This is a genomic window from Azohydromonas australica DSM 1124, assembly GCF_000430725.1.
Lineage (GTDB): Bacteria > Pseudomonadota > Gammaproteobacteria > Burkholderiales > Burkholderiaceae_C > Azohydromonas > Azohydromonas australica.
In genome coordinates, this window is record NZ_KE387210.1 from 174,708 (window position 1) to 191,174 (window position 16,467).

Consider the following 16,467-nt stretch of genomic DNA (forward strand, 5'->3'; position numbering starts at 1 on the left):
TCAAATTGAAATCCGTCGTTCGTTGGAAAAAGTCAGCGTGCCGCAGGGCATCAGCGGCATCTGGTAATTGAAATTGGCCGGCCCCACGAAACTCCTCCTCCCCGCCCGCACCGTGAGCGTCCCCGGCGCGATGAACTCGACGTTGCCGTTTTCCAGCACCACCGCTGCTCCGCCCGCCGTGGAGATCACGATGCGCTTCACCGCCGCCCAATCGATGGACCCGTGCGCGCTCTGCACGGTCACGTCCTTGGCGGCGGCCACCTGCAGCGGGCCGTCCTGCGCCTGCAGTTCCAGGTCGCCCGCGCCGGCGATCAGGCTCACGCCCGTGCCGGCCGCGTCCTGGCCGGGTTGGATGGCGCCACCCAGGATCCCGATGGCCTGACCGGCGTGGATGCGCGCCGCGCCGCCCACAGCGGCGTCCATGTCGCCGCCGCAGGCCAGGTGCACGTTCTCGCTGGCCGCCACCGCGAAGTCCTGTCCGGCCACCAGGCCCAGCCCAGCGCAGGCCGCGGCGCTCAGCACCGGCGCGCCGCTTAGCGGGACGGCGCCGTCCGCCTGGCTGCCGGACTGCGCTTCCGACACCGCCTGCTCGAAGCGGCGCCCGCTGCCCTGGGCGCCGGCCTGCGCCAGCCAGGCCGGGATCGGCGCCCGCTGGCCGTCCGCCACGCTGGCCCCGGCCTTGACGCTGCCCAGCAGCCCGGACAGGCCCACCGTTTGGTGCGTCTGCGCGGCCTGGTGCAGCGCCCGCGCCAGCGCCTCGAACTGCCGCGCCAGCGCGAGGCCCACGGCGTTGTCCTGTGCCGGCGCGGCCCAGTCGGCGGCGTAGGTGGACAGCAGCAGCCCGCGCGCGGCGCGGATCGCGCCGTAGGCGTCGGTCCTGAGCTCGAACCCGAGGCCGCGGAAGCTGCCGCGGTGGTTGTCGGCCTGGTGGATCAGGTGCCCCAGGTTGAGCTGGCTGGCGTGCTGCGTGGTGGCGAGCTGCAGCCGCTCCTGGCTCGGCGTGTCGTCGTGCACGAGTTGGCTGAAGCCCGATCCGCCCAGTTCCTTGCTCTTGTGGCCCGAGAGGGCTGCGGCGTTGTTCTGCCCGCCGTGGCGCACCAGCGCGGGGCTGGCGCCGTGCCAGGCCGGGCTGTGGCCGCCGCCCGGGTTGCCCTGGCCGGCGGTGCGCGCGTCGCTGCTCAAGGTGAAGACGTCCAGCGGCTGGCGCGGGCCCGTCCAGGCCTTGCCGCCCGGGGTGGGCAGCTCGCCGCCTTCGCCGCGGCCGTCGTAGAGGCTGCACACCACCACCGGGCGGTCGATGTCGCCGTCCATGCCCTGTACCAGCACCTCGTGGCCAATGCGCGGCGTCCACTGCGCGCCCATGGCGCCGCGCCCGCCCGAGCCCGCCAGCGGCTGCTGCACGCGCACCCAGCAGCTGGCGAGGCTCGTGCCTTCGGCGTTGTCCGCATCGCCCTGGAACTCGTAGCGGATGCGCACGCGCCCCAGCCGGTCGGTGTGCACCTCATCGGCGCCGCGCGGCTGCGTGCTGCCGTCCGGTCCTACCACGGTGGCCAGCAGCAGCCCCGGCTGCGGTTTGCGCGGCGTGCGTGAGCCGGCCATGCCGCTGGGCAGCGGCCGCCAGGGCAAGTCCGCCGCAATGGCGTCGAAGGAATTGGCGTAGCCGCGCTGCGCCGCGCGCTCCAGCAGCCCGGCCGGGATGCAGTCCAGCGGCAGCACCGGCTCGTCTCCCAGATGCTGCACCAGCGCGCGGCTGAGCCGGGCGGGCAGGTTGTTGAGGCCCACGTGCAGCACGCGCGTGAGCAGCAGCTCGGCGCCCTCCACGGGTTCGCCGCTGTCCAGGTCCTCCAGCGGATCGGCCAGCCGGACCACGGTGCCGGCCTGAAAGCTGCGCACCACGCCCTGGCCGTGCCAGCCGGCGCAGTGCGCGTCGATGGCCTGCTGCGCCAGCCACAGCGCGCGCTGCGCCTGCTCGGCCGTGGCCCAGGCCTGCGTGCCGGGGCCGTCGTAGCTCTCCAGCGCCGGGGCGTGCGCGCCGCCGCGCGGGCGTTCGGCCTGCACGCGCGCGCCCACGCCGCGGCCCAGGTCCTCGTGATGGCTCAGTGTGCTGAGCACGCTCACGGCGGCGCGGCAGTGGCCGTTGATCTCCTGCAGCGTGTCGCCGCTCTCCTGCGCGTGGGCATGCTGCAACCGCAGCGGGGCGCGTTGTGACGCGGCGTCCTCGGGGCAGCTGGAGCGGCGGCGGCTGTCGGCGAAGAGCACCAGCACGCCGCCGGGCTGCCCGGTGTCCGCCTCCTCGAAGCGCCAGGCGATGCCTTCTTCGGCCAGCAGCCGCTGCAGGAAGTCCAGGTCGCTCTCGCGGTACTGGACGGTGCAGGGCCGCACGCCGCGCTGGTGCGCGCGCTCCAGGTGCGCCTCCACGCACGGCGCCCAGCGCCAGCGCGCCCAGGCGCGGTAGCGGCCCAGGAGGCTGTTCACGATGTCCACCACGCGCTGGTCCTGCCAGACCTGGCTGCGCCGGCTCAGGCCCAGGAACCAGGCCCAGGGCCGCACGACGAGGCGGTAGCGCGCCAGCGAGCCGTCGCAGTCCTCGGCCACGGCCAGGTCCACCAGGCCGCTGCGTCGCTGGATGCGGCCGTCGTCCAGCCGGGTCAGCAGCGCCACGGGTTGGGCGCACAGCGCGTCCAGGTCCAGGCGGGGGTCCTCGCTCAAACAGCACAGCTCCAGGCGGAAGGGCTCGCTGAGTGCCTCCTCGGCCACCCAGGCCTCCACGCGCAGCCTGGAGAGCGCGCCGTCGCCCTGCAGGTGATACAGGCGCGGCTCCTCGTCCATGAGGCGCAGCACGTCCAGTGCCAAGGAAGGCAGGCCGCTCATGGCTTGCCCGCGCCGTGGCGCGTCCCGGTGAAAACGCTGTGCATGGCGCACGCCGACGCCGTCGCATGGTCCATGCGGCCCCCTCCCGTCCAGATGCGGCACCCGGGTGTTGGTTGGTGGAGCGACTGCAACTGCGACTGCGTGTCGGGTGCGCGCTTTATGGTCGGTCGCGCGGTGGTGCGTTGCCCATCGGGGACAACACGCGGGAGGCCGCGCCGGGCCGTGGAGGGGGCCTGGCGCGGGGGGACTAAGCTCCGGGCCGCGGGAAGGTCAATTGCTTCGCGCCACGGTCATGTCGGCATCTGAAATTCCCTTTGATGAAAACCTGGACGCCCAGGCCCCTGCGCCCAGTGCGGCGCTGGTGTGGCACACCAACGCCGTAGGGGCGATCGAGGTCGAGAACCCGTCCTGGAGCGCCTTCACCGGCCAGGATTTCCTGCACTACCGCGGCTGGGGTTGGACCGAGGCGGTGCATGCGGACGACCGGCCCGAGGTGCTGCGGCGCTGGCAGACAGCGGTGGCCAGTGGGGACGTATTCCTGCTGCACTACCGGCTGCGCCGGCGCGACGGCGAGTACCGCGAGGTGATGGCGCAGGGCGCGCCGGTGCTGGCGGCCGACGGCGTGGTGCGCGAGTGGGTGGGCACCTGCGTGGACGTCACGGCCGAGCGCCGCGCGCAGGCGGCGCTGCGCGCCAGCGAGGAGCGGCTGCGCTTCCTGGACAGCATCGGGCAGGCCACGCGCGCGCTCACCGACGCCACCGAGATCATGGCCGTGACCGCGCGCATGCTCGGCGAGCACCTGGGCGCCACGCGCTGCGCCTATGCCGACGTGGAGCCCGACAACGACCGCTTCACCATCCGCAGCGACTGGTCGCGCCCGGGCGTGCCCAGCAGCGCCGGCGTGTACTCGCTGGACCTGTTCGGCCCGCAGGCCACCTCCAACCTGCGCCGCGGGCGGCACCTGGTGGTCAACGACGTGGACCGCGAGCTGGGCGACGACGGCGGCGGGCGCATGTTCAACGCCATCGGCATCAAGGCCATCATCTGCGCCGGCCTGGTCAAGGAGGGGCGGCTGGTAGCGATGATGGCCGTGCACCAGGCGCATCCGCGGCGCTGGACGCCGCTGGAGATCTCGGTGGCGGCCGAGGTCGTGGACCGCAGCTGGGCGCACATCGAGCGCGTGCGCGCCGCGGCCCTGCTGCGCGAGCAGGACCGGCACAAGGACGAGTTCCTGGCCACGCTGGCGCACGAGCTGCGCAACCCGCTGGCGCCCATCAAGTACGCGATCGCGCTGCTGCGCCTGTCCATCGATCCCGCGCGCCAAGCGCAGGCGCACAACATCATCGACCGGCAGACCTCGCACATGGCGCGGCTCATCGACGACCTGCTGGACGTCTCGCGCATCAGCCGCGGGCTGATCACGCTGCAGCGCGAGCAGGTGCCGCTGCGCCGGCTGATGCTGGAGGCGGTGGAGACCGCGCGCCCGGCCATCGAGTCCGCGCGGCACCGCCTGACGCTGCAGTTGCCCGACGAGGGCGTGCTGCTGGACGCCGACCCCGCGCGCATCGTGCAGGTCATCGGCAACCTGCTCACCAACGCCGCGAAGTACACGCCCGATGGCGGCGAGATCCGCCTGGCGGGCTGGGCGGCCGGTGCGCGCGCGGTGGTGGAGGTGGTGGACAACGGCGTGGGCGTGCCGCCGGAGCAGCAGGGCCGGCTGTTCCAGATGTTCACGCAGCTGCACCACAGCGCCGGCCGTGCCAAGGGCGGGCTGGGCATCGGGCTGTCGCTGGTGCGCAAGCTCACCGAGATGCACGGCGGCAGCGTGCGCATGCACAGCGACGGGCTGGACGAGGGCAGCACCTTCAGCATCGAGCTGCCGCTGGCGCAGCAGGCGGCGCCGGTGGCCGGCGGGCCGCAGGGCTTGCCGCTGCAGACGCTGCCGCAGGGCGCGGAGGGCCTGGAAAGCGCGCCGCGCGTGCTGGTGGTGGAGGACAACCCCGACGGGCTGCAGATGCTGGTGTCGCTGCTGCAGGCGCTGGGCCTGCGCGTGGCCTGGGCGGCGGACGGGGCCGAGGCGCTGCGGCAGGCGCAGGCGTTCAGGCCGCAGCTGGTGCTGCTGGACCTGGGCCTGCCGGGCCTGGACGGCTACGAGGTGGCGCGGCGGCTGCGCGCCGACCCAGGGCACGCCGGCACGGCCCTGGTGGCGCTCACCGGCTGGGGTGCCGAGAGCGACCGCCGCCGCACCGCCGAGGCCGGCTTCGACGCGCACCTGACCAAGCCGGTGGAGCCTGACGCGCTGCGCGCGGTGCTGGGGCATTTCGCGCGGGTGGCGGGGTGAGGGGCGTGTCCGCCCCAATAAGGCCCACTGTTCCCGGTGCCGGAACCCGCCTGGTGTGAAATATCACCGCTCCGCCCCCCGGCGCCTTGTCAGGCAAAGCAATTCAAACCGTATTCATATCAAGTCAGGCCGCGATTCGTGAAATATTGCCGGGCCGATGGATTGCTTTGCGGATGGTGATTGATTTGCGAGAAGTGCTTGGGATGGTTTTTGGGGCACTGAGGTGAATTGCCGTGCAGCCAGCAGGCCTCATGCCGGAAATCCTGCCACTGTTTGGTCGGCCGTGAATTTTTTCTCGGATTTCTCTGGGTCGAATCGCTTGCGTCAGTGCCTGTTTTGGCGCGTTCCACGGGCAAACCGAATTTGGCCATGCCGCCGTTTGCCGCGTCCTGGAAGGCTCGGGCAGGCAGCGGGCCGGGGGCAGGCAGGGAATGGGAATGCACCTTGCCCAATGGTGGTTTCCATCACTTTCTGGAGAACACCATGCCTGGATTCCTGATCGGCATCGTCGTCGGCGCGCTGGCGGCGTCCGCCTACCTGAAGAAGAAGGGCGGCACTTCCTTGGCGTCCGCCAGCTCTTCGCCCTCGCGCTCCGCCGAGGCGACCGGCGGCCGTGTGGACGAGCTCTCCAGCGCGGCGCAGATGACCAGCCCTGAAACCGCTTCGCTTAACGCTGGCGACGGCACGCCCTCGGGCAGCTCGGCCACCTCCTCGGCTGCCACCTCAGGCATGAGCCGGCCGACGAGTCCGCAAACGCCGGCCACGGGCCTGTCCGAAAGCCGGCATTGACGCAGTGACACAGGCGCGGGGCCGGGGGAGCAATTGCGCCTCCGGCCCCTGCGCGCGCCCTGCATGCCGCGTCCACAAGGCCCCGCAACGCCCCGGACAAATTCAGGGACACCGCAAGAGTTATTCAATTCTTCCGGCTGTCCGCGAATGATTACACCAGCCTGACAACTCGATTTGACTGCAAGACATCAGCTCGCTTGCGATGGATCAAAGCGCGAGGGTAAATCCCATGAAGACTAAGAAAACAACGTCGTTACATTGACGCTTCGAGTTTGGCTGCTTTCTTGCTCCTGAAATTCGGTCCTGTTGCTTGACATTGGGCAAGCCCATTGCCAGTGAGGCTGCAGCCTCGGGGAAACTGGCTCTTCACACCGCCGCGCGGCCACACCGGGTGGTCACCGGCAGGTTGGTGAAATGGTTTGCATAGGGCAGCAGGACAGGTGTTTCTTGATTTATTTCAAGTGGAAGCAGTTGCCCGACGGCTCAAACATAAAAACAGCATGCGAACAAATTTGCCCATCACAGGCCGCGAATACACCATTCCGGCGGGCGTGACCTTGATGTCCACCACGGACCTCGACAGCCGCATCACCTACGCCAACGCCGCCTTCGTGCAGGCCAGTGGCTTCCAGCGCGAGGAACTGATGGGGCAGCCGCACAACCTGGTGCGTCACCCGGACATGCCGCCGGCGGCCTTCGCCGACATGTGGAGCACGCTCAAGTCCGGCCTGTCGTGGTCCGCGCTGGTGAAGAACCGGCGCAAGAACGGCGACCACTACTGGGTGCAGGCCAACGCCACGCCCATGCGCCGCAACGGCCAAGTGGTGGGCTACATGTCGGTGCGCACGCCGGCCTCGCCGCAGCAGATCCAGGAAGCGGAGCAGCTCTACGCCGATTTCCGCGAAGGGCGCACCAAGGGCCGCAAGCTCTACCACGGCGTGCTGGTGCGCAGCGGCCTGACGGCCTGGATGTCCGTGCTGCAGCTCCTGCCGCTGCGCTTGCGGCTGGGGTCGATCATGGCGCTGTCGCTGTTGCTGGCGGTGCTGCCCGCGCTGCTGCTGGGCGGCGCGAGCGCGATGCAGCTGGGCCTGGGCCTGGGCGGCGCGGTGGCCGCGATGGTGCTCAGCGGCCTGCTGCTGGAGCAGCAGGTGGTGGCACCGCTGCGCGCGGTGCTGGAGCAGGCTAACGCGGTGGCCTGCGGCGAGGCGCGGCGCAGCCCGCCGCTGAACCGCGTGGACGAGATCGGCCTGCTCATGCGCGCCGTCAACCAGGCGGGCCTGAACCTGCGCGCGCTGGTGGACGACGTGGCCGAGCAGGTGGGCGGCGTGGCCGTGGCCAGCGAGCAGATTGCCACCGGCAGCAGCGACCTGAGCGGCCGCACCGAGCAGACCGCGGCCAGCCTGGAGCAGACGGCCGCGTCGATGGAAGAGATCACGCAGACGATCCAGCAGAACTCCGCCACCTCGGTCGAGGCGCGCAAGCTCGCCGAGCAGGCCTCGTCCGTGGCGACGCAGGGCGGTGACGCGATGCAGCAGGTGCGCAGCCACATGAGCGACATCCAGCGCCACAGCGCGCGCATCGCCGACATCATCGGCGTGATCGACAGCATCGCCTTCCAGACCAACATCCTGGCGCTCAACGCCGCGGTGGAAGCCGCTCGGGCCGGCGAGCATGGCCGCGGCTTCGCGGTGGTGGCCGGCGAGGTGCGCGCCCTGGCGCAGCGCTCGGCCACGGCGGCGCACGAGATCAAGGCGCTGATCGGCGAGTCGGTGGAGCGCGTCAACGCCGGTAGCCACTACGTGGAGCAGGCGGGCACCACCATCGACCGCATCATCGAGCAGATCAACCACGTGTCGGCGCTGGTGTCCGAGATCTCCGAGGCCTCGGCGCAGCAGCGCCAGGGCGTGGAGCAGGTGCACCAGGCGGTCTCCGAGCTCGACAGCACCACGCAGCAGAACGCCGCGCTGGTGGAGGAGAGCACCGCGGCGGCGGTCTCGCTCAACACCCGCGCCGGCCTGCTGGCCGAGGCGGTGGCCGTCTATCGCGGCGTGGGCAACGGCACGCCCAGCATCGCGTCCGCGCCGCAGCGCGGCACTGCGCGGCAGCCGTCTCTCGGCCCCGCGCCGTCTGTTAAACCGCGGCTGCAGCGCGTGGCAGCCTGAGGCTCAAACGGCCCACGCAGCCCTCAGGGCTCGGCGGGCGCGGACAGTGGCCTTTCACGGGCCCGGGCTTCATGTCCGGGCCCGTTTCGCTTTGGCGCTGCTGCCTCGCTTCGAACGTGTCCCCACTGGCTCATCCCATGAGCCACCACCTCTGTTACCGTCCGTGTTTCGCCCGTCAGCCGGTTGCCGGGCGGTGGTTCACGGCGGCGCCGGCGGGGCGTGCCGGGCTTGCTCCAGCCCCGGCCGCATCGATGTGCCGGCAGCCCTGGCCCTGGACCGCCGTTGACCCTTTTGGAGCACGCACGCATGCCGACACCCCGGGAGCTCCTCGGCCGGTTGTTCGAGTACATCGCTGAACAGGCGCGGGACGTCGATCCGCGCAGCTTTCAGCTCTCCAGGCACGCCAGCCTCTTCAAGCGCGAGCCCGGCGAGCTCTTGTCCCTGCCGGGCCTGGAATTCGACCTGCTGTCCGAAGGCGAGCCGCTGTGGCTGCGGGTGCCGCGGCTGGAGCCCATGCCACCGCCGGCCGTGGCCGAGCGCTTCAAACGCCTGGTTGTCGTGGGAGACGATCCGGCCGGGCCACCGCCGTCCATCGACGAGGGCAACCTCGCCCGCGGGCTGGAGGACATCGCCCGCTTCGCGCGGCGCCTGGCGCCGGCGGCCACCGCCGAGGAGCCGGCGGCGTCCGACAGCCGCGCGTTGGCGCTGGCTGAGGCCGCGCCGCCCGGTGGCGACGCACTGGGCCAGCGCATCGGGCAGGCGCAGGCGCGCTTTCGCGCCGCGGTGCAGGAGGCGCTGGAGGACGCCACCGCCCGCTGGCAGGCCTGGGCCGCGGCCGAGGCACCCCGGCGGCGAAGCATCGAGATCTACGGCGCCCTTTTCGCGCTCACGCACCAGCTCGAAGCGCAGCAGACCGGCAAGCCGGTGGAGCTGGTCTGGGGCCTGGGCGTGGCGAGCTGGCGCCTGCACTGCGAAGGCCAGCCCTTCGGCTACTGCTACCCGCTGCTGACGCAGGCGGTGCAGATCGCGCTGGACAGCCGCACCCTCGCGCTGGAGCTGCGCCCGCGCACCACGGCGCCGCGGCTGGAACTGGACCCGCTCATCGCTTGCCGCGTCCCCGGCGCGGCCGAGATGGAGCAGGCCGGGCGCGAGTGGCTGTCGCAGCTGGCGGCGCCGCCGTCGCCCTTCCAGCCGGCCGCGATCGAGCCGCTGCTGCGCCGCATCGCCGGCACGCTGGATCCGCAGGGGCGCTACGCCGACGTGCTGGCCCGGGGCGAGGCGGTGCCCGCGCCGGGCGCGCAGCTGGTGGTCAGCGACGCCTGGGTGCTGTTCGCGCGGCCGCAGTCGCACAACTTCCTGATCGACGATCTGCAGCGGCTGCGCGCGCAGCTGGCGGACCTGGACGAGCTGCCCGGCGGTCCGGCGGCGCTGGTGACGCCGCCCGGCGACGCGGCCGCGGCGCTGGCGCCGCCGCGCTTCCGGGGGCTGTCCAGCCGCGCGGAGGACGGGGCCGGCGGCGCGGTGCGGGAGCTGTACTTTCCGCTGCCCTACAACCAGGAGCAGGTGACCATCGTCGAGCGGCTGGAGCACAGCGACGGCGTGACGGTGCAGGGGCCGCCGGGCACGGGCAAGACGCACACCATCGCCAACATCGTCTGCCACTACCTGGCCACGGGCCGGCGTGTGCTGGTGACCTCGCGCGGCGAGACGGCGCTGCAGGTGCTGCAGGACAAGATCCCGGCCGGGGTGCGCGCGCTGAGCGTGGCGCTGCTGTCCAGCGACCGCGAGGGCCTGCGCCAGTTCCAGGGCGCCATCGAGGCGATCCAGCACCGCGTCTCGCAGCTGGAGCCCGAAGCCGCGCGCCAGCGCATCGCCGCCACGCACGAGGCCATCGAGCTGGCGCACGCGGAGCTGGGCCGCATCGACCGCCGTGTGGACGCCATCGCGCAGGCGCAGCTCTGCACCGTGGACCTCGACGGCCGCGCGCTGCGCCCGCAGCAGCTCGCGGAGCTGGTGCACGAGGGCCAGGAGCGCTTCGGTTGGTTCGACGACGAGTTGTCCGGCGAGGCGTCCGCAGCGCCGCCGCTGGACGAGGAGGAGGGCCGGCAGCTGGCCGAGGCGCGCCGCGCGCTGGGCGCCGAGCTGGCCTACCTGCAGGAGCCGCCGCCGCCGGCGTCGGCGCTGCCGGACGCCGACACGCTGCTGGCGCTGCACAAGGCGCTGCAGCGGCTGCGGCGCGTGCAGAGCGAGCTGGCCTGCGGCGCGCTGCCGGCCTTGCAGGGCAGCCTCGACGAGGTGCGCACGCTGCTGGCGCAGGTGGAGGCGGCGCTGGAGCTGGCGCAGGCCTTCGAGAAGGCAGGGCAGGAGTGGGCGCGCACGCTGCGCCGGCGCCTGGGCGAGCCCGGGCTGGAGGTGGAGGCGCAGGCGCTGCGGTCGCTGCTGGCGGAGCTGCCGCGGCTGGCGCAGGCGCGGGGCGAGTTCCTGCAGCGGCCGGTGGACGTGCCCTTGGAGACGCTGGGTTGCGCCCGCACCCGCGAGGCCGTCGCCCGCGCCGTGAGCCATGGCAAGCCTTTCGGATGGCTGAGCTTCGGCGAGAGCGAGGCGCGGCAGCGCGTGGCCGCCATCCGCGTCGCGGGCCAGGCGCCCGCCGGCGCGCAGGACTGGGCGCACGTGCAGCGCTTCCTGGCCGTGCAGGCCGAGCTGCAGGGCATGCGGCTGCGCTGGCAGCGCCTGGCGGACGAGCTGGATCTGCCGCGGGTGCCGGACGATCCCGCCGCGCTGCGGCAGCTGGAGCGCCTGGCGCTGCTGGCCGGCCTGGCGCTGCGGCTGGCGTTGGAGGTGGACGCCGTGCTGCCGGAGCGCGCACAGCTGCTGCTGGCGCACCAACCGCTGTCCGCGCTGGGCGATGCGGGCGTGGTGACGGTGGACGCGCTGCAGCGGCTGCGCCAGCAGCTGCAGCGCCACCTGGCGCTGGAGGCCCTGGAGACGGCCCCGCAGCGGCAGCAGGCCCTGCTGCGCGGGCTCACCGGCGGCGGGCCGGTGGGTGCGCGCTGGCGCGCCTTCGTGCTGCGCGAGCTGGGACACGAGGCGCTGGACGCGCATGCGGTGGCGCATCGCGACGCGATGCTGCGCGCCGAGGTGCAGCGCGTGTCGGCCCTGGCGCCGGCGCTGGAGCGCGTGCGGGCGGGTGCGCAACGCATCGAGGCCGCCGGCGCGCCGCGGCTGGCGCAGCGGCTGCGCACGGTGCCCGCAGCGCCGGAGGGCGACCCGGCGCTGCCCGCCGACTGGCGCCAAGCCTGGACCTGGGCCCGCGCCCGGGCCCAGCTGGCGGCGATCGAGGCGCGCGAGGAGCTGCGGCGGCTGTGGATGCGCCGCGCCGAGTTGGAGCAGGGCCTGCGCAAGCTGTACGAGGATGCGACGGCGCAGGCGGCGTGGCTGTCCACGCGGCTCAACGCCTCGCCGAAGGTGCTGTCGGCGCTGGCGGGCTATGCCAACGCCATCCACCGCATCGGCCACGGCACGGGCCCGAACGCGGCGCGCTACCGGCGCGACGCGCAGGCCGCGATGCTGGACGCGGCGCCGGCGGTGCCGTGCTGGATCATGAGCCACGCGCGGGTGTCGGAATCGATGCCGGCGGACATCGGCGCCTTCGACCTCGTGATCGTGGACGAGGCCAGCCAGTCGGACCTATGGGCGCTGCCGGTGATCGCGCGCGGCAAGAAGGTGCTGGTGGTGGGCGACCACAAGCAGGTCTCGCCCGAAGGGGGCTTCATCGCCAGCACGCGTATCGACGACTTGCGCCGGCGCTTCCTGGCCGACCAGCCCTTCGCCGCGGCGATGACGCCGGAAAAATCCCTCTACGACCTCGCGGCGCAGGTCTTCGCCGGGCAGCAGGTGATGCTGCGGGAGCATTTCCGGTGCGTGGCGCCGATCATCGAGTACGCCAATCGCAATTTTTATGAGCACGCGGTGCTGCCGCTGCGCGTGCCGCGCGCGGGCGAGCGCATCGAGCCGCCGCTGGTGGACCTGTTCGTGGAGGACGGCGTGCGCGACGGGCGCGACCGCAACGACGCGGAGGCGCAGGCGATCGCCGACGAGATCGGCGCCATCCTGGCGGACGATGCGCTGGCGGGGCGCACGCTGGGCGTGGTGTCGCTGCTGGGGCTGGAGCAGGCACGGCACATCGACGCGGTGGTGCGGGTGCGCTTCGACGCGGCGGAGTTGCTGCGCCGGCATTTCACCTGCGGCGACGCGCGCACCTTCCAGGGCAGCGAGCGGGACATCATGTTCCTGTCGCTGGTGGTGGACGCGCGGCAGTGCAAGGCGCTGTCGGGCAACGGCGCGGAGCAGCGCTTCAACGTGGCCGCCAGCCGCGCGCGCGACCGCATGGTGCTGGTGCGCTCGGTGCGGCTGGAGGAGCTGTCGGAGAAGGACCTGCGGCGCTCGCTGCTGGCGCATTTCGAGAACCCGCTGCCGGGCGCCGAGGCGCGCGAGGACAAGCCGCTGCGCGCGCTGTGCGAATCGGGCTTCGAGCGCGAGGTGTTCGACGCGCTGGTGCAGCGCGGCTACCGCGTGCTGCCGCAGGTGCGCGCGGGCGCGTACCGCATCGACCTGGTGGTGGAGGGCGCGCACGACGCCCGGCTGGCCGTCGAGTGCGACGGCGACGCCTTCCACGGCCCGGAGCGCTGGCAGCAGGACGTGCAGCGCCAGCGCGTGCTGGAGCGCGCGGGCTGGGTGTTCTGGCGCTGCTTCGCGTCCACCTGGACGCTGCAGCGCGAGGCGATGCTGGCGGAGCTGCTGGCGCGGCTGGCGGAGCTGGGGATCGAGCCGGTTGGCCGCGAGGGAGAGCCGCCAGCTTCGCTGGTGGAGCGGCGGGCCTGGCGGCGGGCGGGGGTGTCGGCTGAGGCGCGGGAGGTGATGCAGGAGGTGGGGGTGGAGGCGGCGGCGGAGGGTTGATGCTGCAACGGCGAGGCGCTGTGCGGCCCATGGCATCACGCAAGCCGAGCCGGTTCGCTTCCTGATCCGGCACTCCCGTCCAGCGGCCTGCCAGCGTTCGATCACTTTCCCGGGACAGTGGTGTGCTTGCGCCGCAAACCAGTCGCCCTTCACGGCCGCTCCACGACCCGCACCCGGGCCGCCGCCCCGCATCAGGGACAATCCCGCCCTTGCAAGAGCGCGCCAGTGGGATCCAGGGAGTTTTGATCGATGCGGCAAGGAGGACTTTTCGACGCGGAGACGCCGCCGTCCGGCAAGGAAACGCCGGGCCCGTCGCGGCGCAAGGCGCCGGCGCCCGCGCTCGAACTCGTCCCCTACGGCAAGTACAAGGACCAGCCCCTGGGCGTGCTGCTGATGCACGCCGAGTATTCGCTGTGGCTCATGGGTGCGCGGCACTCGCATCTGCGCCGCCACCATCCGCAGCTGCTGCAGTGGCTCCATAAGCACTTCGGCCCGCCGGCCACCACGCCGGAGCAGAACCGGCTGCAGAACCGCTTCCTGCAGCCCGACTTCTGCCTGAAGCTGCTGCTGCGCGTGAACCCCGAGCTGCCCGCGCAGCTGGCCGCGGCCGTGTCGCCCGAAGCCATCGTGCGCGGCTGGCAGGCGCGGCTGCCCGCGCGCATCGCGCTGCGCTACCAGGACTACGGCCTGCACGAGCCGCTGGAGGAGGGCGACCCCATTCCCGAGGCGCACCTGCGCCACAAGTCGCGCGTGCTGCAGGCGCTGGAGCGTGAGCTGCCGCGCCTGGTGGTGGAGTGCCCCGGCACGCCGCTGGACGCCGTGCCGGCCGTCGCGCCCGAGGGCGAGCCGGTGCAGCGCTGGTGGGAGCCGGTGCTGCAGCTCGACCCCGCGCTGTTCGAGATGGACGGCGCGCACGTGCAGTTCACCGCGCGCGCGCAGTGCCGCGTGCGCGTGGACGGCGAGGCGCCCACCGAGGGCGCGCTGGTGGACTTCGGCTTCGAGGACGAGCTGCGCATCGAGCTGCGCGCCTATCTGGGCGACGACTACCCCTCGGTGCTGCGCACCATGCGCGCCAAGCGCTGCAACGTGCTGCTCATCGGCCAGTTCGAGGCCGACGGCGCGTGCTGGGAAGAGTTGATAGAGATCTACGCCCGCCGCGGCATCCGCGTGGCGCTGCTGGACGAGGTGCTGGTCACGGCCGTGCCCTCGGCCGTGCGGAAGCTGAAAGTGCCGGCCCTGGAGCCCGACGCGCTGCTGGACGCGGCGCGCGAGGAACTGGAGCGCTTCGACGCCGAGTGGCTGCTGCGCGGGCGGGGGCTGCAGCCGCGGCTGGGGATGTAGTTTGTGCAGCGCCTATGATGTGTATGAAAGCCCGCCCGGATACACATCATGCGCACCAACATCGACATCGACGACAAGCTGCTCAGCGACGCCATCCGGCTGTCCGGCGCCAAGACCAAGCGCGAAGCCGTGGAGCTGGGACTCCGCACCCTGGTCCGACTGCGTCAGCAGGAGGAACTGCGCAAGTTGCGGGGAAAGCTTGACTGGCAAGGCGACCTGGATGCGATGAGGACCGACCGGTGATCCTTGTCGACTCCAGCGTCTGGATCGATTACTTCAGGGGCACGCCAACGCCGCAGGCGGATGAACTGGACCGGTTGCTGGGCCATCAAGTCCTGGCCACGGGGGACCTGATACTGGCCGAGGTTCTGCAGGGGTTTGCCAGCGAACGTGATTTCAATCAGGCGAAGAAGCTGCTGACTTCGCTGGAAGTCGTGGACATGGTGGGTGCCGACCTGGCAATCCAGGCGGCAAGAAATTTCCGCACGCTTCGCGCACTGGGCGTCACCGTGCGCAAGACCGTGGACACCTTGATCGCTACTTCCTGCATCGAGCGCGGTCACGCCCTGCTGTTTTCCGACAGGGATTTCGATCCCTTCGTGCGCCATTTGGGCCTGGTTTCGGCCTTGCCCGCAACTTGACCGCTGCCACACGGCACCGCATACGGGCCGTGCGGCGCTGGTCTGCCAGTTTTCAGTTCGCCGGCGCCGGGATCACCAGCGGCTTGCCTTTCTCGACCAGGTACACGCCCAGCAGCTTGGCCGTGCCGGTGCCGTCGTTGTGGGCGTCGTGCGGCACGCCGGCCGGCACGGTGAAGGACTCGCCGGCCTTGACCAGGCGCGGCGCCTGGCCTTCCACCGTCAGCTGCAGCTGCCCTTCCATCACGTAGCCGACCTCGTCGCCCGGGTGCGTGTGGCGCCCGGCAGCGGCGTTGGCCGCCACGTCCGCGCGCACCACCACGGCCTCGCGGTTGGGCGCGAAGGAAACGTCGTTGCGCGCAACGAGCGTGCGCGTGATGCCGGAGGCCTGCGCCACCACGGCGCCCACGGCCACCAGCGCGGCAGCGGCCACGACGAGTTTCTTCACGCTGAACTTGTGCTTCATGTTGTATTGGCCTTCTTCTTGAATCAGGGAACGGGTCCGGCGGCGCTGCAGCGCGGCGCGCCGGTCCGCTGCGGTACGGCCTGGGCCGTGCGCCGCAGCGGCCAGGATGGCAGCGCCCCGGCGCAACCGCCTTGACGCCCGGCAACCGGTCCAGCCGGGCTTGAACGGGTTCACGCCGGCGCCACCACCCGCACCACGCTTTCCTTCCAGTCCTTGAAGCCCAGGCGCTGGTAGAGGCCGTGCGCGGCGTGGTTGTCGCTCATGACGTGCAGGAAGGGCGTCTCGCCGCGGCGCATCTGGCGACGTAGCAGTTTCAGCATCAACCGCCGCGCCCAGCCGCGGCCCTGGCAGTCCGGGTGGGTGCACACGCCACTGATCTCGCGCAGCGGCCCTGCGGCCATGCGCTCGCCGGCCATGGCGACCAGCCGTCCGCCCTCGAAGATGCCGAAGTACTCGCCCAGCTCGATGGTGCGCGGCCCGAAGGGCCCGGGCCGCGTGAGCGTGGCCAGCTCCAGCGCCTGCGCGGCATGCGCCGCGCCCAGCGGCACGGCCTCGGGCGCCTCGTCGGCCGGCGGCAGCTCGCCGTCCCAGACCATCTTGAACATGGTCGTCTCGGCCTCGATGCGCCAGCCCGGCGGCGCCTGGCCCGACCAGCCGTCGCAATAGAAATGCTCGCCGGCCTCGCAAAAGGGCCGCAGCGCCTTGAAATCGGGCCGCGCCTGGTCATCGAAGCCCACGATGGGCGAGAAGCCCGCGGCGTAGCGGCGCGCCGTGTCGGTGCCGTCCGAAAAGCGCCGCTGCGCCCCGGACAGGGCGTGCCAGACGATGTTGTCGAGGAGATGCGGCATGGCGTCCTGCGTGCAGGTCCCAGGGGCCGCGATGATGCACCCGCGCGGCGCAGCC

General features: G+C 72.1%; 10 protein-coding genes and 1 pseudogene. 7 read left to right on the forward strand and 4 right to left on the reverse strand.

What is annotated here, in order from left to right:
• Positions 1-2,871, reverse strand: coding sequence for a type VI secretion system Vgr family protein (locus H537_RS0132245; protein WP_084151108.1), 2,871 nt, complete (start codon positions 2,869-2,871; stop codon positions 1-3).
• Positions 2,872-3,163: 292 nt separating this feature from the next.
• Between H537_RS0132245 and H537_RS46755 the strand changes: the two genes are divergently transcribed.
• On the forward strand, positions 3,164-5,212 hold the full coding sequence (locus tag H537_RS46755) for a hybrid sensor histidine kinase/response regulator (protein WP_051243926.1): 2,049 nt from the start codon (positions 3,164-3,166) through the stop codon (positions 5,210-5,212).
• A gap of 119 nt (positions 5,213-5,331) precedes the next feature.
• Here H537_RS46755 and H537_RS53680 read toward each other — a convergent pair whose 3' ends face one another.
• Entirely contained in the window at positions 5,332-5,664 is a 333-nt protein-coding gene (locus H537_RS53680) for a hypothetical protein (protein WP_156902072.1), read from the reverse strand.
• 31 nt (positions 5,665-5,695) lie between these two features.
• Between H537_RS53680 and H537_RS53685 the strand changes: the two genes are divergently transcribed.
• The 6 genes and pseudogenes from H537_RS53685 (at position 5,696) to vapC (ending at position 15,101) form a co-directional block, all read left to right on the forward strand.
• Entirely contained in the window at positions 5,696-6,001 is a 306-nt protein-coding gene (locus H537_RS53685) for a hypothetical protein (RefSeq protein WP_156902073.1), read from the forward strand.
• Positions 6,002-6,501: 500 nt separating this feature from the next.
• Positions 6,502-8,046, forward strand: a pseudogene (locus tag H537_RS46760) (methyl-accepting chemotaxis protein); the annotation flags it as partial.
• Between the two features lie 423 nt (positions 8,047-8,469).
• Positions 8,470-13,119: a PDDEXK-like endonuclease domain-containing protein gene (locus H537_RS0132265; RefSeq protein ID WP_029001180.1), complete on the forward strand. Its 4,650-nt coding sequence runs from the start codon at positions 8,470-8,472 to the stop codon at positions 13,117-13,119.
• 249 nt (positions 13,120-13,368) lie between these two features.
• Positions 13,369-14,460, forward strand: coding sequence for a hypothetical protein (locus H537_RS0132270; protein ID WP_029001181.1), 1,092 nt, complete (start codon positions 13,369-13,371; stop codon positions 14,458-14,460).
• 48 nt (positions 14,461-14,508) lie between these two features.
• Positions 14,509-14,703 (forward strand): type II toxin-antitoxin system VapB family antitoxin, encoded by a 195-nt coding sequence (locus H537_RS0132275; RefSeq protein WP_029001182.1) that lies wholly within the window; start codon positions 14,509-14,511, stop codon positions 14,701-14,703.
• Positions 14,700-15,101, forward strand: coding sequence for a type II toxin-antitoxin system VapC family toxin (vapC, locus tag H537_RS0132280; RefSeq protein WP_029001183.1), 402 nt, complete (start codon positions 14,700-14,702; stop codon positions 15,099-15,101). Before H537_RS0132275 ends, vapC begins: the two co-directional genes overlap by 4 nt.
• Before the next feature lie 52 nt (positions 15,102-15,153).
• Here the strand turns inward: vapC and H537_RS0132285 are convergent, their stop codons facing one another.
• Together H537_RS0132285 and H537_RS0132290 are read right to left on the reverse strand one after the other, a co-directional pair.
• Positions 15,154-15,564: a cupin domain-containing protein gene (locus tag H537_RS0132285; protein ID WP_051243929.1), complete on the reverse strand. Its 411-nt coding sequence runs from the start codon at positions 15,562-15,564 to the stop codon at positions 15,154-15,156.
• A gap of 170 nt (positions 15,565-15,734) precedes the next feature.
• Positions 15,735-16,412 (reverse strand): GNAT family N-acetyltransferase, encoded by a 678-nt coding sequence (locus H537_RS0132290; RefSeq protein WP_029001185.1) that lies wholly within the window; start codon positions 16,410-16,412, stop codon positions 15,735-15,737.
• Positions 16,413-16,467 lie beyond the last annotated feature (55 nt).

Bases quoted from the DNA above. Each gene is read 5' to 3' on its own strand.
- H537_RS0132285 (WP_051243929.1), bottom strand. From the start codon at position 15,564: ATGAAGCACAAGTTCAGCGTGAAGAAACTCGTCGTGGCCGCTGCCGCG.
- H537_RS0132290 (WP_029001185.1), bottom strand. From the start codon at position 16,412: ATGCCGCATCTCCTCGACAACATCGTCTGGCACGCCCTGTCCGGGGCG.
- H537_RS53685 (WP_156902073.1), top strand. From the start codon at position 5,696: ATGCCTGGATTCCTGATCGGCATCGTCGTCGGCGCGCTGGCGGCGTCC.
- H537_RS0132275 (WP_029001182.1), top strand. From the start codon at position 14,509: ATGCGCACCAACATCGACATCGACGACAAGCTGCTCAGCGACGCCATC.
- H537_RS0132265 (WP_029001180.1), top strand. From the start codon at position 8,470: ATGCCGACACCCCGGGAGCTCCTCGGCCGGTTGTTCGAGTACATCGCT.
- H537_RS0132270 (WP_029001181.1), top strand. From the start codon at position 13,369: ATGCGGCAAGGAGGACTTTTCGACGCGGAGACGCCGCCGTCCGGCAAG.
- H537_RS0132245 (WP_084151108.1), bottom strand. From the start codon at position 2,871: ATGAGCGGCCTGCCTTCCTTGGCACTGGACGTGCTGCGCCTCATGGAC.
- H537_RS46755 (WP_051243926.1), top strand. From the start codon at position 3,164: ATGTCGGCATCTGAAATTCCCTTTGATGAAAACCTGGACGCCCAGGCC.